The sequence below is a fragment of the Streptomyces sp. genome (assembly GCF_019510245.1).
GTDB lineage: Bacteria > Actinomycetota > Actinomycetes > Streptomycetales > Streptomycetaceae > Streptomyces.
This window is the reverse complement of the sequence record NZ_JAEKKT010000123.1, coordinates 41034-60167: the sequence shown is the minus strand read 5'-3', so window position 1 is coordinate 60167 and position 19134 is coordinate 41034. Positions and strand designations below refer to the sequence as shown.

Sequence of the window (19134 nt, the reverse complement as noted above, 5' to 3'; positions counted from 1 at the left end):
TCGCTTACCGGCCGGCCGGGTGCCTCCCCCAGCCTTCGGCCGGGGGACCCCCAGCGCCCACCCGTGCCGCCCTGCGGCACGCCTGCCCGCAGCCAAGTGGCTGACGGGACTGCCGCGCCCCGTCAGGGGCGCTGGGGGGTACCCCCGGCCGAAGGCTGGGGGAGGAACTGCGCGACCAGCCCCCACGCGCCCGCAGCCGAACTACGGCCTCACCCGGCCATGACCTCTTCCGGCTCCCCGCTGGACCGCGGCTCCGGCGCCTTGGCCGGCGTCGGCTGATCCCGGTGTGCCGGGTCGCGGACCTCGCCGACCAGCAGCTCGAGGACGTCCTCCAGCGCCGCCAGGCCGAGGACCCGCCCGTTCGCGTCGGCCACCTGGGCCAGGTGGGTCGCCGCCCGGCGCATCACCGTCAGCGCGTCGTCGAGGGGCAGCTCGGCCCGCAGCGTCGTCATCGGACGCCATATCTGCTGCGGAACCGCCCGGTCCGAGTCCTCCAGGTCGAGGACGTCCTTCACGTGCACGTACCCCATGAAGGCGCCGGACTCGGCCGCCACCGGGAAGCGGGAGTAGCCGGTGCGGGCGGTGAGCTCGACGATCTGGCCCGGGGTGACCGACGGCGGGACCGTGATCAGGGACTCGCGTCGCAGGAGCACGTCCGTCACCGGGCGGGAGCCCAGTTCCAGCGCGTCCTCCAGGCGTTCCTGCTCCTCGGGGTCGAGGAGGCCCGCCTGGCCGGAGTCCTCCAGGAGCCGGTTGAGCTGCTCGCTGGTGACGACGGCCTCGACCTCGTCCTTCGGCTCGACCCGGAAGAGCTTGAGGATGCCCCGGGCACAGGCGCCGAGGGCGACCGTGATCGGGCGGCACACGCGGGCGAACGCGACCAGGCCGGGGCTCAGCCACAGCGCCGCCTTCTCCGGCGCCGCCATCGCCAGGTTCTTGGGCACCATCTCGCCGACGACCAGGTGGAAGAAGACCACCCCGGCCAGCGCGATCACGTAGCCCAGGGGGTGGATCACGCCTTCCGGCAGATGCACCGCCCCGAACAGCGGCTCCAGCAGGTGGGCCACCGTCGGTTCGGCCACCGCGCCCAGCGTCAGGGAGCAGACGGTGATGCCGAACTGGGCGGCGGCCATCATCTGCGGGAGGCGCTCCAGGCCGTAGAGGACCTGGCGGGCCCGGGCGGTGCCCAGGGGCTCGATCTGGCTGCGGCGGACGGAGACGAGGGCGAACTCGGCGCCGACGAAGAAGCCGTTGGCCAGCACCAGCAGCGCGGCGAAGACCAGTTGGAGGACGCTCATCGGGCGGCCTCCGCGACGGCCGGGGCGGTGCGGACCAGGCGGACCCGTTCCGCCCGGTAGTGGCCGACCCGGCGGACCGACAGGCGCCAGCCGGGCAGTTCCGCGCGGTCACCGGGGGCCGGGATACGGCCGAGGAGGTCGGCGACCAGGCCGGCGACCGTCTCGTACGGCCCTTCGGGCACGTCCAGTCCTATCCGCTGGAGGATGTCGACGCGGACGCTGCCGTCGACGTCCCAGGCGGGCTTGCCGTCCTGGGACGGCGCGGCGGCGAGTTCGGGGGCGTCCGGGCTGTCGTGCTCGTCGCGGACCTCGCCGACGAGCTCCTCGACGATGTCCTCCAGGGTGACCACGCCCGCCGTACCGCCGTACTCGTCGACGACCACCGCGATGGGCTGCTCGGAGCGGAGCCGGGCGAGGAGGGGCTGGACCGGGAGCGTCTCGGGGACCAGCAGGGCCTTGCGGGCGATGCGGCCGACCGGGGTGCGCAGCCGGTCGTGGACCGGGATCGCCAGCGCGTCCTTGAGGTGGGCCATGCCGACGATCTCGTCGATCTTCTCCCGGTACACGGGGAAGCGGGACAGGCCGGTGGCCCGGGTGAGGTTGACGACGTCCTCGGCGGTCGCCGTGTCCTGGAGCGCGCTGACCTTCACCCGGGGGGTCATGACGTGCTGGGCGGTCAGCTCGCCCAGGGACAGGGTGCGGACGAACAGGTCCGCCGTGTCCTGTTCCAGCGCGCCGGCCTGGGCGGAGTGCCGGGCCAGGGAGACCAGTTCGCCAGGGGTGCGGGCGGAGGCCAGCTCCTCGGCGGGCTCGACGCCGAGGGCGCGGACGAGCCGGTTGGCGACCGTGTTCAGCGCGGCGATGACCGGGCGGAACAGGCGGGAGAAGCGGGCCTGCGGGCCGGCGACGAACCGCGCGACCTGGAGGGGCTTGGAGACCGCCCAGTTCTTGGGCACGAGTTCGCCGATCACCATCTGGATCGCCGAGGCGAGCAGCATGCCCACCACGACGGCGATACCGGAGACCGCGCCGTCGGGCAGCCCGATCGCGGTGAGCGGGCCGCGCAGCAGCCCGGCAAGCGCCGGTTCGGCGAGCATGCCGACGACGAGGGAGGTGATGGTGATGCCGAGCTGGGTGCCGGAGAGCTGGAAGGACAGCTCCTTCAGCGATTCGACGACCGTACGGGCGCGCTTGTCGCCGTCGGCGGCGGCCTTCTCGGCCTCGGGCCGCTCCACGGTCACCAGGCCGAACTCGGCGGCCACGAAGAAGCCGTTGGCGAGGATGAGCAGGAACGCGGCTGCCAGGAGCAGCAGGGGGGTGGTCATGATGCCGCCGCCTCCGAAGCCTCGCGGACTGCGCGAAGGCGGTCCGCGGTATGTCGGGAGGGGGCGGCGCAGGTACTACAGGACGATCCGTCCATCGCCGGAGAGGGTCACTCCTCGGGTAGCAGGAACCCCTGTGCGCGGGGCGCGCGACAGGGGTGAAGGCGGGACGTGAAAAGCCTCCGCCAACAGATTAATCAAGACAGGGGCCGGTTCGGCAGGGGCGGCGGCCCCAAGACGGCCCCGAAGTTGCGTGATTTCAGCCCTGATGCTGTTCGGGGTCGTGGATCGCGTGGGCCTCGGCGAGGGCGCGCAGGGCCGCGGCGTCGGCGATGGCGCGCCGCTTGGCGATGCCCGGCTGGATGCCGAGCACGGGCAGGCTGGTGCCGTCGCTGAGGTTGAGGAACACCCACGGGTCACCCGGTCGGAGGTTCACCTGGACGATCTCCGCCCACTCCAGGTGCCGCCTGCCGACGATGTTGACGACGGTGACCCCGGACTCGTCGGCGACCACCTTGACCCGGGCCAGCCGGGCCAGCACCCAGAAGATCAGCGCGCCGGTGACGACGAAGCTGAGCTTCTCCCCCGGGCCGAGCTGCTCCAGGAGCAGCGCGACCCCGGAGATGGTGGCGAAGATCGCGACACCCGCGGTGAGCAGGATCACGCGGGTGAGGCCCGGCCGGAAGGTGACGGGAAGGGCGGGAAGCTCGGACATCTTTCGTGCGCCCCCCCGGTCAGAGGCGGCAGGCGTGGATGGCCGTCGTCAGGATGGCGCGGGCGCCGATGTCGTACAGGTCGTCCATGATCCGCTGGGCGTCCTTGGTGGGGACCATCGCGCGGACCGCGACCCAGCCCTCGTTGTGCAGCGGGGAGACGGTCGGCGACTCCAGGCCGGGGGTGAGGGCGACGGCCTTCTCCAGCTGCTCGACCCGGCAGTCGTAGTCCATCATCACGTACGTCCGGGCGACCAGGACGCCCTGGAGACGGCGCAGGAACTGCTGGACCTTGGGCTCCTCGGCGTCGGCGCCGGCGCGGCGGACCACGATCGCCTCGGACTTCATGATCGGCTCGCCGAAGACCTCCAGCCCGGCATTGCGCAGCGAGGTACCGGTCTCGACGACGTCGGCGATGACCTCGGCGACGCCCAGCTCGATGGCGGTCTCGACGGCGCCGTCCAGGTGGACGACGGAGGCGTCGACGCCGCTGTCGGCCAGGTGCGCGGCGACGATCCCCTCGTAGGAGGTGGCGACCGTCTTGCCCTTGAGGACCGCCAGGCCGGTCGCCTCGCCGGGCCTGGAGGCGAAGCGGAAGGTGGAGCGGGCGAAGCCGAGCGGCAGGATCTCCTCGGCGTTGGCACCGGAGTCCACGAGCAGGTCGCGTCCGGTGATGCCGATGTCGAGGCGGCCGGAGGAGACGTAGATCGCGATGTCGCGGGGGCGGAGGTAGAAGAACTCGACGTCGTTGACCGGGTCGACGGTGCGGAGTTCCTTCGACTCCCGCCGCTGCCGGTAGCCGGCCTCATGCAGCATGTCCGCCGCAGGGCCTGAGAGGGAACCCTTGTTGGGGACGGCGATGCGCAGCATGAGGTCGGCTTCCTTTGCTCGAAAAGGCGGGTTTGTCGGAAAGGTTCTACAGGTGGGCGTAGACGTCGTCGAGCGAGATGCCGCGGGCGACCATCATCACCTGGACGTGGTAGAGCAGCTGCGAGATCTCCTCGGCGGCCGCTTCCTTGCCCTCGTACTCGGCGGCCATCCAGACCTCGGCGGCCTCTTCGACGACCTTCTTGCCGATGGCATGGACCCCCTTGCCGACCAGCTCGGCGGTGCGGGAGGTGGCGGGGTCGCCGTGGGCGGCCTTGTGCTGGAGCTCGGTGAAGAGCTCCTCGAAAGTCTTGTTGGACATGGTGAGCGCCAGACTACGCCAAACGCCGCGTCGCTCAGTGCCAGGGTTCAGATACTGAGCGGAGGGTGGCCGCCGTCGCCACGGCGGCCGTCACCGCCTCGTGCCCCTTGTCCTCGTTGGAGCCCGCGAGACCCGCGCGGTCCAGGGCCTGCGCCTCGTCGTCGCAGGTGAGGACGCCGAAGCCGACCGGGACGCCGGTCTCCACGGAGACCTGGGTGAGGCCCTGGGTGACGCCCTGGCACACGTACTCGAAGTGCGGGGTACCGCCGCGGATGACGACACCGAGGGCGACGATCGCGTCGTAGCCCCGCCCGGCGAGCACCTTGGCGGCGACCGGGAGCTCCCAGCTGCCGGGGACCCGGAGCAGGGTCGGCTCGTCGATCCCCAGGTCGCGCAGGGCGCGCAGGGCGCCGTCCACCAGGCCGTCCATCACCTTCTCGTGCCACTGGGACGCGATGACCGCGACCCGCAGGTCGCTGACATTGCGTACGGACAGTTCAGGTGCACCCTTGCCGCTCACGTCTCTCCTCAGTGCTGTTTCTTTACTGGTTGCCGCAGGTGGAAAGCGCCGGGGGCGTATCCAGCCAGGGCAGGTCGTGGCCCATCCGGTCCCGCTTGGTGCGCAGGTAGCGGAGGTTGTGCTCGCCCGCCTGTACGGGCATCGGCTCGCGTCCGCTGAGCTTGATGCCGTGGCTCAGCAACGCGTCGCTCTTGTCGGGGTTGTTGGTCATCAGACGGACGCTGCGCACCCCGAGGTCGGCCAGGATCTGCGCGCCGGCGCCGTAGTCGCGGGCGTCGGCGGGCAGGCCGAGTTCGAGGTTGGCGTCGAGGGTGTCGCGGCCGCGTTCCTGGAGTTCGTAGGCGCGCAGCTTGGACAGCAGGCCGATGCCCCGCCCCTCGTGGCCGCGCAGGTAGACGACGACGCCCCGGCCCTCGTCCTGGATGCGGTCCAGGGCGGCGTCGAGCTGGGGTCCGCAGTCGCAGCGGGCGGAGCCGAAGACGTCGCCGGTGAGGCACTCGGAGTGGACCCGGACCAGGACGTCCTCGCCGTCACCGATCGCGCCGTGGACGAGGGCGACGTGCTCGACGCCGTCGGTGGTGGAGCGGTAGCCGTACGCCGTGAAGGTGCCGTGCTCGGTGGGCAGGTTGACCTCGGCCTCACGGCGGACGGTCGGCTCGGCGGCCCGGCGGTAGGTGATCAGGTCGGCGATGGAGATGATCGTCAGACCGTGCTTGCGGGCGAACGGGATCAGCTCCGGGAGGCGGAGCATCCGGCCGTCCTCGCCGGCGATCTCAACGATGGCGCCGGCCGGGCGCAGGCCGGCGAGGCGGGCGAGGTCGACGGCGGCCTCGGTGTGGCCGTTGCGGACCAGGACGCCGCCGGGGCGGGCGCGCAGCGGGAAGACGTGGCCGGGGCGGACGAGGTCCGTCGGCTCGGCGTCGCCGCTCGCCAGCAGCCGGAGTGTGGTGGCGCGGTCGGCGGCCGAGATGCCGGTGGTGACGCCGTGTGCGGCGGAGGCGTCCACGGAGACGGTGAACGCGGTCTTCATGGACTCGGTGTTGTCACCGACCATCTGCGGCAGCTGCAGCCGGTCCAGCTCCTCGCCCTCCATGGGGGCGCAGATCAGGCCGCGGCACTCGCTCATCATGAAGGCGACGATCTCGGGGGTGATCTTCTCGGCGGCTATGACGAGGTCGCCCTCGTTCTCGCGGTTCTCGTCGTCGACGACCACGATCGGGCGGCCGGCGGCGATGTCGGCGATGGCCTGCTCGACGGGGTCGAGGGTGAGGTCTTCGACGCCCTCGGCGCTGTAGAGGATGGGTGCCGCTGTCATGCGGGTGCTCCTTCCAGAGCGGGCCGCGTGCCCTGGCGGGAGCGCAGCCACCAGTCGCGCAGGCCCCACAGGACGAGCGCGCCGTAGATGACGTAGACGAAGCCGGAGAAGGCGTAGCCGTTGGTGAAGTTGAGGGGGACGCCGACCGCGTCGACCAGGAGCCAGGCGATCCAGAACTCGACCATGCCGCGCGCCTGGGCGTACATGGCGACGACGGTGCCGACGAAGATGTAGGCGTCCGGCCAGGGGTCCCAGGACAGGGACGGGTAGGCCTTGAAGAACAGCGCGACGGCGACCGTGCCGACGGCCGCGGCGGCGACCATCGCGCCGCGCTCCGGCCAGGTGGCGAAGCGGGGTGCGATGTGGCCGTCACCGCCGTCTTCGGCCCGGCCCCGGTTGCGGTTCCACTGCCACCAGCCGTACAGGGCGACCGCCATGACGACGACCTGCTTGCCGGCGCTGCCGGTGAGGTGGCCGAAGAAGGCGCCGAAGAGGATCAGGCCGGAGGCGAACTGGACCGGCCAGCTCCACAGGTTGCGGCGCCAGCCGAGGGCGAGCGCGACGAGGCCGAGGATGTTGCCGATCATGTCCGACCACAGGATGTGCTGGCCGAACAGGACGAAGGCCTCGGAGTTCAGCCAGTTCACCGGCCTGCTCCCTGCGTGCCGGCGAGCAGGCGCTCCACGTACTTGGCGACGACGTCGACCTCCAGGTTGACCGGGTCGCCGGGCTGCTTGTGGCCGAGGGTGGTGAGGTCGAGGGTGGTGGGGATCAGGCTGACCGTGAAGTAGTCGGGGCCGGCCTCGACGACCGTGAGGCTGATGCCGTCGACGGTGATGGAGCCCTTCTCCACGACGTAGCGGGCGAGGTCGGCCGGGAGGGAGACCTTGACGATCTCCCAGTGCTCGGAGGGGGTGCGGGCCAGGACCTGGCCGGTGCCGTCGACGTGGCCCTGCACGATGTGGCCGCCGAGGCGGGAGCCGACCGCGGTGGGGCGCTCCAGGTTGACGCGGGAGCCGACGGCCAGGGCGCCGAGAGAGGAACGCTTGAGGGTCTCCGCCATGACGTCGGCGGTGAACTCGTCGCCCTCGTGCTCCACGACGGTCAGACAGACACCGTTCACGGCGATGGAGTCGCCGTGCTGCGCGCCCTCGGTCACCACGGGGCCACGGAGCCGGAAACGGGACGCGTCGCCGAGGTTCTCGACGGCGGTGACCTCACCCAGCTCTTCGACGATTCCGGTGAACACTTCCCGGGTCCTCCTGCCTCAACGGGGCACGGACTCCGGGGTCTGTCGACGGACGACAGAATGGACGGACGATCACACCGGGGGCGACGCCGAAAAGGTCCCGTCCGTGACGGACGAGACCAGATACGGCGGCGCGCACACGTACATGCTCGCCCGCCGCGCACTGCCTCCCATCCGGACTTTAACCGTCGGTCCAGGAATTTCACCTGGTCAACCGGCCGCTGGAAGCGGACGGGTCGCGGACTGTAACCGCCGGTTCGGAGTTTCACCGACCCCGGAGTGCGCTGCTTCTGGTACACGGCCAGTCTGCCACGCCTGATCGTGGTCCATGCAGGGGAACCGTGTGGGGTGCCTCACAGCGCGTGCCGCTGGACTTCCCAGACGGACCGCGGTGTGCCCAACCGACGCCCTGACCACCAGTCTTGACTGCTGTTCAGACCTATTGACCCCACTGGTCTAGTCCTTTTAGGGTTCGGGCGGACCCGGTGGCGGTGACGACGGCCCTTGCCCGTCGCCGGGCCCGCCCCATCCCGGCGGCCCCGACCGGCCCACCGCGCGAGGTCAGCGGTCCGGTGCCGCGAAGAGTTCGTCCTGGGCATGCTCGCGGGCGGTGAGCAGGGCGCCGCGCAGGACGGCCGCGCCGCCGAGCGTGCTCGCCCGCACCTCGGTGGCCAGGGGGGACATCCCGCCGAGCCGCGCCTCGACCCGCGCGGCGAGCGCCGCTCCCCCGGCGGGGCCGATCTCACCGCCGAGGACCACGCAGCCGGGGTCCAGGACGGCGACGACGGCGGCCACGCCCACGGCGATGCGGTCGGCGAGGGTGTCGAGGAAACGAGCGTGTGCCGGGTTCGGCCGGGTGTCGGGCGCGGCGCCGTCGTGGCTGGTCGCCCCCACGCGGCGGAGCCGCATATCGATACCGCCCGCGCCCCTTTGGGGCGCGGCCACCAGCCGCGCGGCCTCGGCCACCGTTTCCGCGGCGGTGGGCGCTGTCGCTCCCACGCCGCACTCCCCCGCCAGCTCCACGATCGCCGCTGCTCCCACCAGCGAGTGGTAGCCCTCTGAGCAGTCCGTCGCCGTGGGCAGCCCGGCCGTGCCCGGCACCGGCAGGAAACCGATCTCGCCCGTGCCGCCGGAAGCGCCCCGGCGCAGGCTGCCGTCCAGGACGACGGCGGCGCCGCAGCTGTGTCCCAGCCAGAGCAGGACGAAGGTGTCGCGGTCCCGGGCGGCGCCCTCCCGCTGTTCGGCGAGGGCGGCCAGGTTGGTCTCGTTCTCGACGCTGACCCGGGCCTGCGGGAACCGCTCCTGAAGGGCGGCGACCAGCCGGCGGTGCCAGGCGGGCAGGCCGGCCGAGTCCCGGAGCTCGCCGGTGGCCGGGTCGACGAGCCCGGGCGCCCCGATGCCCACGGTGTGCAGCCGCCCCCCGTCCCCGGACGCCCCCGCCTCTTTCACCGCCCGCTCCACCAGCCCCATCGCCTGCTCGACGGCCGCCGCCTCCCCCGCCTCCGGGACGACCGGCGCCGCCCCCTCCGCCAGCACCCGCCCCACCAGGTCGGAGACCAGCACCGAGACGCTCTCGGTGCGCACGTCGAGCGCGGCCAGGTACGCGCGGTCGGCGACGATCCCGTACAGCCGGGCGTTCGGCCCTCGCCGCTGCTCGCCCGACTCGCCGACCACCGTGATCAGACCGGACGCGGCGAGCCGTTCGACGAGGTCGGCGACGGTCGGCCGGGACAGTCCGGTCAGTTGCTTCAACTGCCCTGCCGTCAGCGGGCCTTCCTGCTGGAGCAGGCTCAGGGCGAGCCGGTCGTTGATGGCCCGGGCGGTACTCGGTGATGCGGGCATGACGGGCATCCTCCCAGATCCATGGCCCAGGACGGCCATATAACTCCCTATCTATCAGGCAGGGTCCCTGATAGTTTACGGCGGACAGCGGGGCGGCACCCACCCGGGAGGGGCAGGACCATGAAAGACGTGGGTTACGAGCAGCACGGGGTGAAGCGCGCGCGGTACGCCGTCGCGGCCGTGTTCACCGTGCACGGTGCCGTCACCGGCTCGTTCGCGACCCGGGTGCCATGGGTCCAGGACCACGCCTCGCTCAGCGCAGGGCAGTTGGGCTTCGCGCTCGCCTTCACGGCGTTCGGCGCCTCGTGCTCGATGCCGCTGGCCGGCCGGATCAGCCACCGCTTCGGGAGCCGTACCGCACTGCGCGGACTGATCGCGATGTGGACGCTGTCGCTGATCCTGCCGTCGCTCGCCACCAACCTGTACCTGCTGTGCCTGGCGATGTTCGTGTACGGGGCGAGCGCCGGCATGGCGGACGTGGTGACGAACGCGCTCGGCGTGGAGATCGAGCGGGTGCTCGACAGGTCGATCATGTCGGGGTTGCACGGCATGTGGAGCGCGGGCACCCTGATCGGCTCGGCCGCCGGCACCCTCGCCGCCCATCTGGGCACGGACGCACGCGTGCACTTCGCCCTGGCCTCGGCCGTTCTCACCGTCCTCGGTGTGCTGGCGGCCGGCTTCGTCCTGGACGTCAGGCCCGGCGAGGGCGAGGAGCCGCCGCCGCGGTTCACGCTGCCGCCCCGGTCGGCGCTGCTGATCGGCACGGTGGGCTTCTGCGCGGTGTTCGCGGAGGGCGCGAGCCTGGACTGGTCGGCGGTGTTCCTGCGGGACCGGATGGACAGCTCGGCCGGGCTCGCGGCAGCCACCACCACCGGGTTCATGCTGGCCATGGCGGCGGCCCGGATCAGCGGGGACGCGGTGGTGAACCGTTTCGGCGCGGTCCGTACCGTGCGCGCCGGGGGCGTGCTGGCCGCGCTCGGCGGACTGCTGGTGGTCCTCGCCGGGCAGCCCGCGGTGGCGATGACCGGGTTCGCCCTGATGGGCCTCGGCATCGCGGTCGTCGTACCGCTGTGCTTCGCGGCGGCCGGACACGCCGGGCCGAACCCGAGCCAGGCCATCGCGGGCGTGGCGACGATCACCTACACCTCGGGCCTGATCGCGCCCAGTCTGATCGGCGGCATCGCCCAGGCGACCAGTCTGGTGGTGTCGTTCGGCCTGGTCACGGTGCTGGCGCTGGGGCTGGTGGCGTTCGCGGGCGTGCTGCGCGCCGGGAGGCGGGGCTCCCGTGCGGAGGTCAGCCCCGAGGCCGCAGCAGTTCCCGGCCCACGGCCCTGAACGCCTCGCTCCAGGGCGCGGGGCGCAGGGTGGCCGCGTCCAGCCGGACGAGCACCCGGGTGCCCCGCGCGTAGGTGGTCGCGCCGTCCGGCGAGCAGAAGCGGAAGCCGTAGGTCAGGCCGGTGGTGCCGAGCCGTTCCAGCCACAGGTGCACGGCATAGGTGCCCGACCTGGTGACCGGCTCCTCGTAGCTGATCAGCAGCTCCCTGACCACGTTGCAGGCGTCCCCGGCGGCGGCCCAGTCGCCGTCGAAGCGGATGCCGTGCCCCTGCCACAGCTCGGTCCAGGCGCGCTCGACCAGCAGCGGGTAGCGGGCGTTGTGCAGCATCCCGAGCGCGTCGAGGTCGTCGAAGTGGACGCTGACCGGCAGCAGCCGGCCATAGGCGAGGGCGGGGGCGGGGGCGGGCAGGGCTTCGGCGGTCACGGGTGGGGCTCCTGAGCACTGGACGAAGCGGTGGGGACACTCCATCCTAAGCGGACGCTCAGGAGCCCCGGTCCGGGAGGGTCGGCGCAGAGGCCGACGCGGGGGCCGGCGGAAAGGCTGGTGGAGGGCCCGGCAGAAGGGCTGGTCAGCCCGCGATCGAGTCCAGCTGCTCGGCGGCCGGCCGCAGCGCCCAGAGGTCGCCGCCGGGCGGCGTCTCCAGCCGCCGTACCGCCTTCTGGGCCGCCTTGTCGCCCGCGTCGGCCGCCGCGTGCACGACGTCGCTCGCCGCGTACCGGTGGAACTCGAGCTCCGGGTACGGCCAGGCGGCCGCCCCGGTCGCGGCCGGCAGCAGGTAGTCCACGGCCTTGGACAGGCTCTGCCCGTCCGGCCCCCGGTAGCTCCACAGGTTCACGCCGACGTGCCGTCCGATCGCCGCGAGCCGGGTGTAGGCGACCAGGTCGAAGGTCGAGTAGTGCCAGCTCCTGGTGCGGGCCAGCTCCTGCGGCTGGCTGCCGTCGCCCGCGACCTGCGGGTCGATCCGCTTCGCCCGCGCGTCCAGCACGGTCTGCCTGGCCAGCGCCTTGTCGCCGGTCGCATAGGCGAGGGCGGCGAGCTGCATGTCGTAGAAGGTGCCGTGGTTGTTGGCGGCGGCCCCCTCCTCCTTGCCGAAGGCGCTGTTCTTCAGCCAGTCGAGGAAGCCGGTGTTCCAGCTCCGCATCCCGGCCCGGTCCGCGGCGCTCCAGCCGGGCGCCCCGCTGCCGAGGATCGCCAGCGCGTCGACCACGCTCGTGTACGACTGGGAGAAGTCGATGATGCCGATGGCCCGGCCGTCGTACTTGCACGGGATGAACTGGGCGTGGTTCAGGTTCGGGTTCATCCGGGTCGCCGGGTCGAGGAACCAGGTGCGCAGGATCTGCCCGGCCTTCTCGGCGTACCTCCGGTCGCCGGTGTAGTACCAGGCCAGGGAGAGGTCGTACGTCGAGTCGAAGACCTTCTCGACGTCCTGGCGGTCGGTGCCGCTGTCGACCTCGGGATTGCGCTGGCCGTCGCGCTGGACGTAGGGGCAGCCCCAGGGGTTGTCGGCGGTGGGGGTGGTGGTCGGCCACCAGTAGGGGGCCTGGCTGAGGTAGTCGTGGACGTCGCCGCCCGGGGCGGGCTTGGGCTTGTCGACGACCGTCCAGGGGCCCTGGTCCAGCCAGCCGTCGGCGCGGCTCGTCAGATCGCTCAGCGCGCGCCGCAGTCGCGGGTCGCCGTCGTGCAGTTCGGCCCTGGTGCGCTGGAGCCGGGCGCCGTCGAGGACGGCGGTGTCCGGGGCCTTGGCCGCGGCATGGGCGGAGGGGACGAGGACCGCTCCGAACGCCGTCAGGATCGCCAGCAACACGGCCGCGCGGGATCTTCCACTCATCGGGCACTCCGATCGCCTATTCAGACTTATGAACGCAGTTCATGAGTAGGACCGTGCGAGCGTAGGACTGCCAGGTAGCCCTGACAATGGTTCGGACCGTCTTCACGTACAGAGAAAGCGAAGCCCACATGGATCTCGGCGTGCGCTGGAAGCTGCACGGCGACGGGCGCACACCCGCGCCCGGAGCGGTGGTACGCCCCGACGAGCGGCTCTCCTGGCCGCGGACGGTCGGGCTCGGCGCCCAGCATGTGGTCGCGATGTTCGGTGCGTCATTCGTCGCCCCGGTACTGATGGGCCTGAACCCCAACCTCGCGATCATGATGTCCGGCGTCGCGACCGTGCTCTTCCTGCTGGCGACGCGCGGCCGGGTGCCCAGCTACCTGGGCTGTTCGCTGTCCTTCGTCGGGGTGGCCGCCGTCATCCGCGCACAGGGCGGCACCAGCGCCACGGTGACCGGCGCGGTCTTCGTGGTCGGCGTGGTGCTGTTCCTGGTCGGACTGGCCGTCCAGCGCTTCGGCGCCCGGATCATCCACGCCGCGATGCCGCCGATCGTCACCGGCGCGGTCGTGATGCTGATCGGCTTCAACCTCGCGCCGGTCACCGCCTCCACCTACTGGCCGCAGGACCAGTGGACGGCCCTGCTGGTGATGGCGTTCACCGGTCTGGCCGTCGTCTGTCTGCGTGGTTTCTGGTCACGCATCGCGATCTTCCTGGGCCTGGTCTTCGGGTACGTCCTCTCCTGGGCCCTGGACCGGATCTTCGGCAGGATCCACTCCATGAGCCCGAGCGGCAAGGTCACCGACCACTGGCGCCTGGACCTCTCCGGTGTCGGCAAGGCCGACTGGATCGGGCTGCCGTCCTTCCACGGCCCGTCCTTCCAGTGGTCGGCGATCCTGGTCGCCCTGCCCGTCGTCATCGCCCTGGTCGCCGAGAACACCGGGCACATCAAGGCGGTCGGCGAGATGACCGGCGACCCGCTCGACGACAAGCTCGGCACGGCGATCTCGGCCGACGGCGTCGCCTCGATGCTCTCCACCGCCGTGGGCGGCCCGCCCAACACCACGTACTCCGAGAACATCGGCGTGATGGCCGCGACCCGCGTCTACTCGACCGCCGCCTACTGGGCCGCCGCCGGCTTCGCGCTGCTCTTCGGCGTCTGCCCCAAGTTCGGCGCGATGGTGGCCGCGATCCCGGGCGGGGTCCTCGGCGGCATCACGGTCATCCTCTACGGCATGATCGGCCTGCTCGGCGCCCAGATCTGGCTGCATGCCGAGGTCGACCTGCGCAACCCGCTGAACCTGGTCCCGGCGGCGGCCGGCATCATCATCGGGGTCGGCAACGTCGGCATGAAGTTCACCGACACCTTCTCCCTCAGCGGCATCGCCCTCGGCACCCTGGTCGTCATCGTCGGCTACCACACCCTGCGCGCCATGGCCCCCGCCCACCTCAAGGGAGCCGAACCGCTCCTCGACGAGGGCACGAGCTCCTACGACGACACCCGGCCGTAGGCACCCGGCGCCCCTCCCGCGCTCCCGCGCCTCGGGCCCGTTCCCCCGTTCCGGGGAAGCGCCGGGCCCGTCGGCGCGCGCGCCGGGCCGGAGCTGGGACCCTTCCCCCATGGCGCAGTTGCACCACCTCACCGCTCCGGTCGGCACCGTCCTCGCCCGGATGCGCGCCCTGGACGCGGCCCTGCCCGAGCGGGACGGGGTCGCGGTCTTCAACCGTGTGTACCTCGCCGTCACGGAGGAGGTCGAACGGCGCCTGGCCGCGGGCCGGTTCGCGGACCCCGGGGCCGCGGCGACCCTGGACGTGCGGTTCGCCGAGCGCTATCTCACCGCCGTGGACGCGGAGGCGGCGGGCCGCCGGCCCCCGGCCTGCTGGCGGCCGTTGTTCCAGTTCCGCCGCCACCCCGGCGTCCGCCCGCTGCAGTTCGCGCTGTCCGGCATCAACGCGCACATCGGTCACGACCTGGCGCTGGCCGTGGTGGACGCCTGCCGCACGCTCGGTTGCGAACCGGCCGATCTGGAGGACGACTTCGACCGCGTGGGCGACCTGCTCGTCGCGCTGGAGGAACGCATCCGCGAGGACCTGATGCCGGGTCCCGACCTGCTCCAGATCGCCGACCCGCTGACCCATCTGCTCGGTTCCTGGAGCCTGGAGCGGGCCCGGGACGCGACCTGGGCGGCGGCGCGGGCACTGTGGGCGCTGCGCGGATTCGAGGACCTGGCCGAGGAGTTCACCGAGCGGCTCGACACGGCCGTGGGGCTGGCGGGCCGGATGCTGCTCACGCCGCTGCGCGACTGACGTGGCGCGATCCGGTCGGTGTGCGCGCCGCCCCCGGAATCTTCGGACGCTCACCGTACGTTGACGGCTGGCACCCGACTGCAAAGGAGCACCGGCATGACCACCAGGCTCGGTCTTGGTCTTCCCCAGATGCGGCAGTACTCCCTCGGCACCGACGTCCCCGACGTGGCACGCACCGCCGAGCTGATCGGCTACGAGAGCCTGTGGGTCTTCGAGCGGGCGCTGTTCCCGGAGCCCGCCACCCAGGGGCTGTACAACGTCCCGGGTCTCCCCTGGCCCGACGAGTACCGGCATGTGGCGGACCCCCTGGTCACCCTCACCCTCGCCGCCGCGGCCACCGAGCGGGCCCGGCTGGGCAGCAGCGTGCTGGTGGCACCCCTGCACATCCCCTTCCAACTGGCCAAGTCCCTGGCCTCGCTGGACGCGGCGAGCGGCGGCCGGGTGGTGGCGGGCCTGGGCACCGGCTGGTCCCTCGACGAGTACGCGGCCGCCGGGGTCCGGCCGTTCGAGGACCGCGGCCAGGTGCTGGACGAGGTCATCGACGTGTGCCGGGCGGTGTGGGGCCCCGACCCGGTGCGCCACGACGGCGAGGTCACGAAGATCGCCTCCGCCCTGGTCGGCCCCAAGCCCGCCCGGCCGATCCCCATCATGCTGGGCGCGCACGGCAGGAAGGCCCTGCGCCGGCTGGTCGACCGCGCGGACGGCTGGCTGCCCGTGGGCATGGGCGTCGAACAACTGGCCACGCAGTGGCAGGAGTTGCAGGAGCTGGCGGCCGAGCGCGGCCGGACGGAACCGATCCGGACGGTCCTGCGGGTCAACACCGCCTACACGCCGAAGGCCTACGACGGGGCCGACCGCCGCCCCTTCCAGGGCAGCGTCGACCAGATCGTCGAGGACCTGGTGGCCCACGCGGCGGTCGGTCTGGAGGAGATCCTGATCGACCTCCAGATCACCGCGCGCGACGCCGGGGAACTCAAGGACGTCGCCGCCGAGGTGTACGAGAAGGCGCGGGCGGCCGGGGTCTGAGCGCCCTTTGGAAGCGCACCAGGTCATGTCGTCCGTCGTGCCTGGTCGCGCGGTTCCTCCCCCGGCCGAAGGCTGGGGGAGGAACCGCTTCCGACCCGTTCAGTCCTCGGGGAGCTCGACCGGTGCGATCTCGTCGTAGACGTCGCCGGGGCCGGGGTTGGCCGCGTCGGTGGCTCCGCCGAAGTGGTGCATGACGCCCCAGACCGCGTTCAGCGCGGTCTGGACGGCGCCCTCGGCCCAGCCGGCCGTCCAGGAGATGTCGTCACCGGCGAGGAAGATGCCCCGCTTGTCCGCGGGCAGCGAGTCCTGCACGAAGTGCGTGAACAGGCGCCGCTGGTACCGGTAGTGGCCGGGCAGGTTGGCCTTGAACGCGCCCATGAAGTACGGCTCGTTCTCCCAGGACACGGTCACCGGGTTGCCGATGATGTGCTTCCTGATGTCGACCTTCGGGTAGATCTCGCCGAGCGACTTCAGCATGACCTCCATCCGCTCGTGCGCGGAGAGCGGCAGCCACTTCAGGCTGTCGTCGCACCACGTGTAGGAGAGGCAGATCACGGCGGGCTTGTCCGGGCCGTCGTCCAGGAGGTAGGTGCCGCGCGTCATCCGGTCGGTGAGCGTCATCGACATGACGTCCCGGCCCGTCGGGTTTCCCCCGTCGTCGACGGCCTTGTCCAGCCAGAAGGGCCGGTCCACCGGCACGAACAGCTTCGAGGACTCCATGTAGTGGGTGCGCTCGATCGCGGTCCAGTGGTCGATCGGGAAGAGCGAGTCGTCGCAGGCGATCTTGGAGAGCAGCATCCAGGACTGGGCGGTGAAGATCGCCGCCTGGTAGGTGCGGATGTCGCCGTTCGCGTCCGTCACCGTGATCCGGTTGCCGGTGGTGCGGTGCAGCCGGGTCACGGCCGGACGGGGCTCGCCGTTCTCGTGCAGCTTCGCGAGCGACGTCCCGTACGCCCAGTGCACGATCTTCTCCGGCTCGCGCTCCCAGAGCCGCAGCGGCAGCTGCTGGGAGCCGCCGACGATGCCGCGGTGGTGGTCGTCGGCCTCCGTGTAGACGACCCGCAGGATCTCCAGGATGGAGTTGGGGAAGTCGGTGTCCCAGCCGCCCGTTCCGAAGCCGACCTGGCCGAAGATCTCGCGGTGCCGGAAGGACTTGAAGGCCTCGGAGTCGCAGAGGAAGCCGTAGAACGTCTGGTTGTCGAGCTTCTCGACGAGCCGGGACCAGATCTCACGGATGCGCGGCACGTCCCGCTCGCGCATCGCGCGGTTCATGTCGGAGAAGTCGGCGCCCTCCTCCAGGCACTTGTTCCAGGCTTCGGCGACGTCCCGGTAGACCTGCGGCAGGTCGTCGATCGTCTCCGCGTAGTGGGACTCGCCCTTGAGGTCGACGACGGTCGAAGGGGTCGCCTCCGCCAGCGGGTTGGGGAACGGCCTGGTCTCGAGCCCCACCAGGTCGATGTAGTGCTGGAGGGCGGTGGAGGAGGGCGGGAAGCGCATCGCGCCCATCTCGGCGGTCAGCGAGGGGTCGCAGCCCTCGAAGCCGACGGTCCGCAGCCGGCCGCCGATCTTGTCGGCCTCGTAGACGACCGGCTTCAGGCCCATCTTCATCAGCTCGTACGCGGCCACGATGCCGGACAGACCGCCGCCGATGACCGCGACCTCGGTGCCGTGCTCGGTCGCCGGGACCTGGCCGAGGCCGGCCGGGTGGGCGAGGAAGTCGTCGTAGGCGTAAGGAAAGTCCGGGCCGAACATGGTGATCGGCGGCTGCTGCTCGTCGGCGTGCTCGACGGCGTTGGGCACCGTGGACGTCATGGGGTACGGACTCCTTGCGAAACGCGGAACGTGTGAGGAAGGGCGGGGGAGGTCAGGCCAGGGACCCGTAGAGGCCGGGGCGGCGGTCCTCCAGGTACGGGTTCGCCTCGCGGGAGGCGGCGAGGAGAGCGGGGTCGAGGTCGGCGAGGACGAGTTCCTCGGCGCGGCCGGCCCGGGCGCGGGCGACCCCGTCGGGTCCGGCCAGCGCGGAGAGCCCGAAGAACTCGAACTCGCCTTCCTGCCCGACCCGGTTGGCGTAGGCCACGTACATCTGGTTCTCCCAGGCCCGCACCGGGACCATGGACTCGGCGACGATCTCGAACGGGTGCATGTTCGCCGTCGGGACCAGCAGCAGGTCGGTGCCGGCCAGGGCGTGGGCGCGGACCAGCTCCGGGAACTCCACGTCGTAGCAGATCATGATCCCGACGGTGAGGCCGTCCAGCCGTGCCTGGACCACCGGCTGGTCGCCCGCGGTGAAGTGGTCCCGCTCGAAGCCGCCGAAGAGGTGGGACTTGCGGTAGTTCGCTAGCCGGGTGCCGTCGGCGGAGATCAGCTGGGCGGAGTTGTGGACGCGGTCGCCGTCGCGCTCCGGGTAGCCGTAGGTGATCGCCAGGCCGTGCCGGTGGGCCAGCTCGGCGATCGCGTCCGCGCTGTCGCCGTCGGCCGGCTCGGCGAGGCGGGCGATGTCGTCGCCGATCGCGTAGCCGGTGAGGAACATCTCCGGGGCGACGAGCAGCGCGGCGCCCGCGGCGGCGGCCCGGCCGGCGGCCTCGTCGAGCACCTTGAGGTTCTCGACGGTCGAGCCGGGGCGGCCGGAGCTCTGGAGCAGGGCGGTGCGCATGCGGGTCCTCACCGGGTACGGAAGGAGGTCTGGGGGTCACTTAGACCGTACGGTCGGCGGGCCGGACCGGACAAGGAGGAGCCGTTGCGCGTGGCCGCGCGGTTCGTTGCGTGGGACAGGGGTCCGGTGGCGATTCGTTGCGCGGGGTCACAGCTCCCGCAGCCGCTCCACGATCACCTTCAGCAGCTCGGGGTCGGCGGCGGGACCCGTCGGTTCCAGCCGGCGCGGCTCCTGGATGCCGACCAGCCCGGCCTCGGCGAGATCGGCGAGCAGTACGCGTACGACCGTGAGCGGCAGGTCGGCGTCCGCGGCGAGCTCGACGACGGGGCGGGCCCCGCGGCGCACCAGGGCGAGCAGCGCGGCGCGGGCGTGGTCGACCTCCGGCCGGTTCGCGTCCGCTCCCGGGTCCACGGCCGTGACCTGGGACATCAGGTCGATGGTGTGCTTCCCGGAGGGCTCGGTACGGCCCCGGGTCACGGTGTAGGGGCGGACCAGGGAGCCGGTCTCGTCCTCGTACCAGTGCTCGTCGCTCACCGGAG

At 71.9% G+C, this 19134-nt stretch carries 19 protein-coding genes and 1 riboswitch; of the genes, 4 read left to right on the top strand and 15 right to left on the bottom strand.

The features are described 5' to 3' along the window. Positions 1-209: 209 nt before the first annotated feature. The 10 genes from JF597_RS12700 to JF597_RS12655 all read right to left on the bottom strand — a co-directional run bounded on the left by JF597_RS12700 (position 210) and on the right by JF597_RS12655 (position 9448). Positions 210-1298 (bottom strand): hemolysin family protein, encoded by a 1089-nt coding sequence (locus JF597_RS12700; RefSeq protein ID WP_293993290.1) that lies wholly within the window; start codon positions 1296-1298, stop codon positions 210-212. Beyond that, positions 1295-2623: a hemolysin family protein gene (locus JF597_RS12695; protein WP_293993288.1), complete on the bottom strand. Its 1329-nt coding sequence runs from the start codon at positions 2621-2623 to the stop codon at positions 1295-1297. The genes JF597_RS12700 and JF597_RS12695 overlap by 4 nt, the downstream gene beginning before the upstream one ends. A gap of 256 nt (positions 2624-2879) precedes the next feature. Further along, positions 2880-3335, bottom strand: coding sequence for a PH domain-containing protein (locus JF597_RS12690; RefSeq protein ID WP_293993286.1), 456 nt, complete (start codon positions 3333-3335; stop codon positions 2880-2882). Positions 3336-3354: 19 nt separating this feature from the next. After that, positions 3355-4203 carry an ATP phosphoribosyltransferase gene (gene hisG / locus JF597_RS12685; protein ID WP_293993285.1) on the bottom strand — a complete coding sequence of 283 codons (849 nt, stop codon included), beginning with the start codon at positions 4201-4203 and terminating at the stop codon, positions 3355-3357. Positions 4204-4249: 46 nt separating this feature from the next. Further along, on the bottom strand, positions 4250-4522 hold the full coding sequence (locus JF597_RS12680) for a phosphoribosyl-ATP diphosphatase (RefSeq protein ID WP_030946750.1): 273 nt from the start codon (positions 4520-4522) through the stop codon (positions 4250-4252). A 34-nt stretch (positions 4523-4556) separates the two neighbouring features. Continuing rightward, positions 4557-5042 carry a 6,7-dimethyl-8-ribityllumazine synthase gene (gene ribH, locus JF597_RS12675; RefSeq protein WP_293993280.1) on the bottom strand — a complete coding sequence of 162 codons (486 nt, stop codon included), beginning with the start codon at positions 5040-5042 and terminating at the stop codon, positions 4557-4559. 22 nt (positions 5043-5064) lie between these two features. After that, a complete protein-coding gene (locus tag JF597_RS12670; protein ID WP_293993278.1) occupies positions 5065-6357 on the bottom strand; it encodes a bifunctional 3,4-dihydroxy-2-butanone-4-phosphate synthase/GTP cyclohydrolase II in 1293 nt (430 codons plus the stop codon). Beyond that, entirely contained in the window at positions 6354-7004 is a 651-nt protein-coding gene (pnuC, locus tag JF597_RS12665) for a nicotinamide riboside transporter PnuC (RefSeq protein ID WP_293993276.1), read from the bottom strand. The genes JF597_RS12670 and pnuC overlap by 4 nt, the downstream gene beginning before the upstream one ends. Then, a complete protein-coding gene (locus JF597_RS12660; RefSeq protein ID WP_293993274.1) occupies positions 7001-7606 on the bottom strand; it encodes a riboflavin synthase in 606 nt (201 codons plus the stop codon). The genes pnuC and JF597_RS12660 overlap by 4 nt, the downstream gene beginning before the upstream one ends. Before the next feature lie 156 nt (positions 7607-7762). Further along, a riboswitch (FMN riboswitch) is annotated at positions 7763-7893 on the bottom strand. A 274-nt stretch (positions 7894-8167) separates the two neighbouring features. Then, positions 8168-9448, bottom strand: coding sequence for an ROK family transcriptional regulator (locus JF597_RS12655; RefSeq protein WP_293993272.1), 1281 nt, complete (start codon positions 9446-9448; stop codon positions 8168-8170). A 120-nt stretch (positions 9449-9568) separates the two neighbouring features. On the opposite strand from JF597_RS12655, the gene JF597_RS12650 reads away from it, so the two are divergent. Continuing rightward, positions 9569-10783, top strand: coding sequence for an MFS transporter (locus JF597_RS12650; RefSeq protein ID WP_293993270.1), 1215 nt, complete (start codon positions 9569-9571; stop codon positions 10781-10783). Here JF597_RS12650 and JF597_RS12645 read toward each other — a convergent pair. Both JF597_RS12645 and JF597_RS12640 read right to left on the bottom strand, forming a co-directional pair. Further along, positions 10743-11207 (bottom strand): thioesterase family protein, encoded by a 465-nt coding sequence (locus JF597_RS12645; protein ID WP_293993268.1) that lies wholly within the window; start codon positions 11205-11207, stop codon positions 10743-10745. The genes JF597_RS12650 and JF597_RS12645 overlap by 41 nt on opposite strands. Before the next feature lie 145 nt (positions 11208-11352). After that, positions 11353-12612, bottom strand: coding sequence for an alginate lyase family protein (locus tag JF597_RS12640; protein WP_293993267.1), 1260 nt, complete (start codon positions 12610-12612; stop codon positions 11353-11355). Between the two features lie 128 nt (positions 12613-12740). On the opposite strand from JF597_RS12640, the gene JF597_RS12635 reads away from it, so the two are divergent. The 3 genes from JF597_RS12635 (at position 12741) to JF597_RS12625 (ending at position 15942) form a co-directional block, all read left to right on the top strand. Next, positions 12741-14120: a solute carrier family 23 protein gene (locus JF597_RS12635; protein ID WP_293993265.1), complete on the top strand. Its 1380-nt coding sequence runs from the start codon at positions 12741-12743 to the stop codon at positions 14118-14120. A 109-nt stretch (positions 14121-14229) separates the two neighbouring features. Next, positions 14230-14916 (top strand): DUF5995 family protein, encoded by a 687-nt coding sequence (locus JF597_RS12630; protein ID WP_293993263.1) that lies wholly within the window; start codon positions 14230-14232, stop codon positions 14914-14916. A gap of 96 nt (positions 14917-15012) precedes the next feature. Then, positions 15013-15942, top strand: a complete 930-nt coding sequence (locus JF597_RS12625; protein WP_293993261.1) for an LLM class F420-dependent oxidoreductase — start codon at positions 15013-15015, stop codon at positions 15940-15942. A gap of 99 nt (positions 15943-16041) precedes the next feature. Here the strand turns inward: JF597_RS12625 and JF597_RS12620 are convergent, their stop codons facing one another. The 3 genes from JF597_RS12620 to JF597_RS12610 all read right to left on the bottom strand — a co-directional run bounded on the left by JF597_RS12620 (position 16042) and on the right by JF597_RS12610 (position 19129). Then, entirely contained in the window at positions 16042-17754 is a 1713-nt protein-coding gene (locus JF597_RS12620; protein ID WP_293993259.1) for an NAD(P)/FAD-dependent oxidoreductase, read from the bottom strand. Positions 17755-17806: 52 nt separating this feature from the next. Beyond that, positions 17807-18595, bottom strand: coding sequence for a carbon-nitrogen hydrolase family protein (locus JF597_RS12615; RefSeq protein ID WP_293993258.1), 789 nt, complete (start codon positions 18593-18595; stop codon positions 17807-17809). Positions 18596-18742: 147 nt separating this feature from the next. After that, on the bottom strand, positions 18743-19129 hold the full coding sequence (locus JF597_RS12610) for a DUF742 domain-containing protein (protein WP_293993256.1): 387 nt from the start codon (positions 19127-19129) through the stop codon (positions 18743-18745). Between the last annotated feature and the right edge of the window lie 5 nt (positions 19130-19134).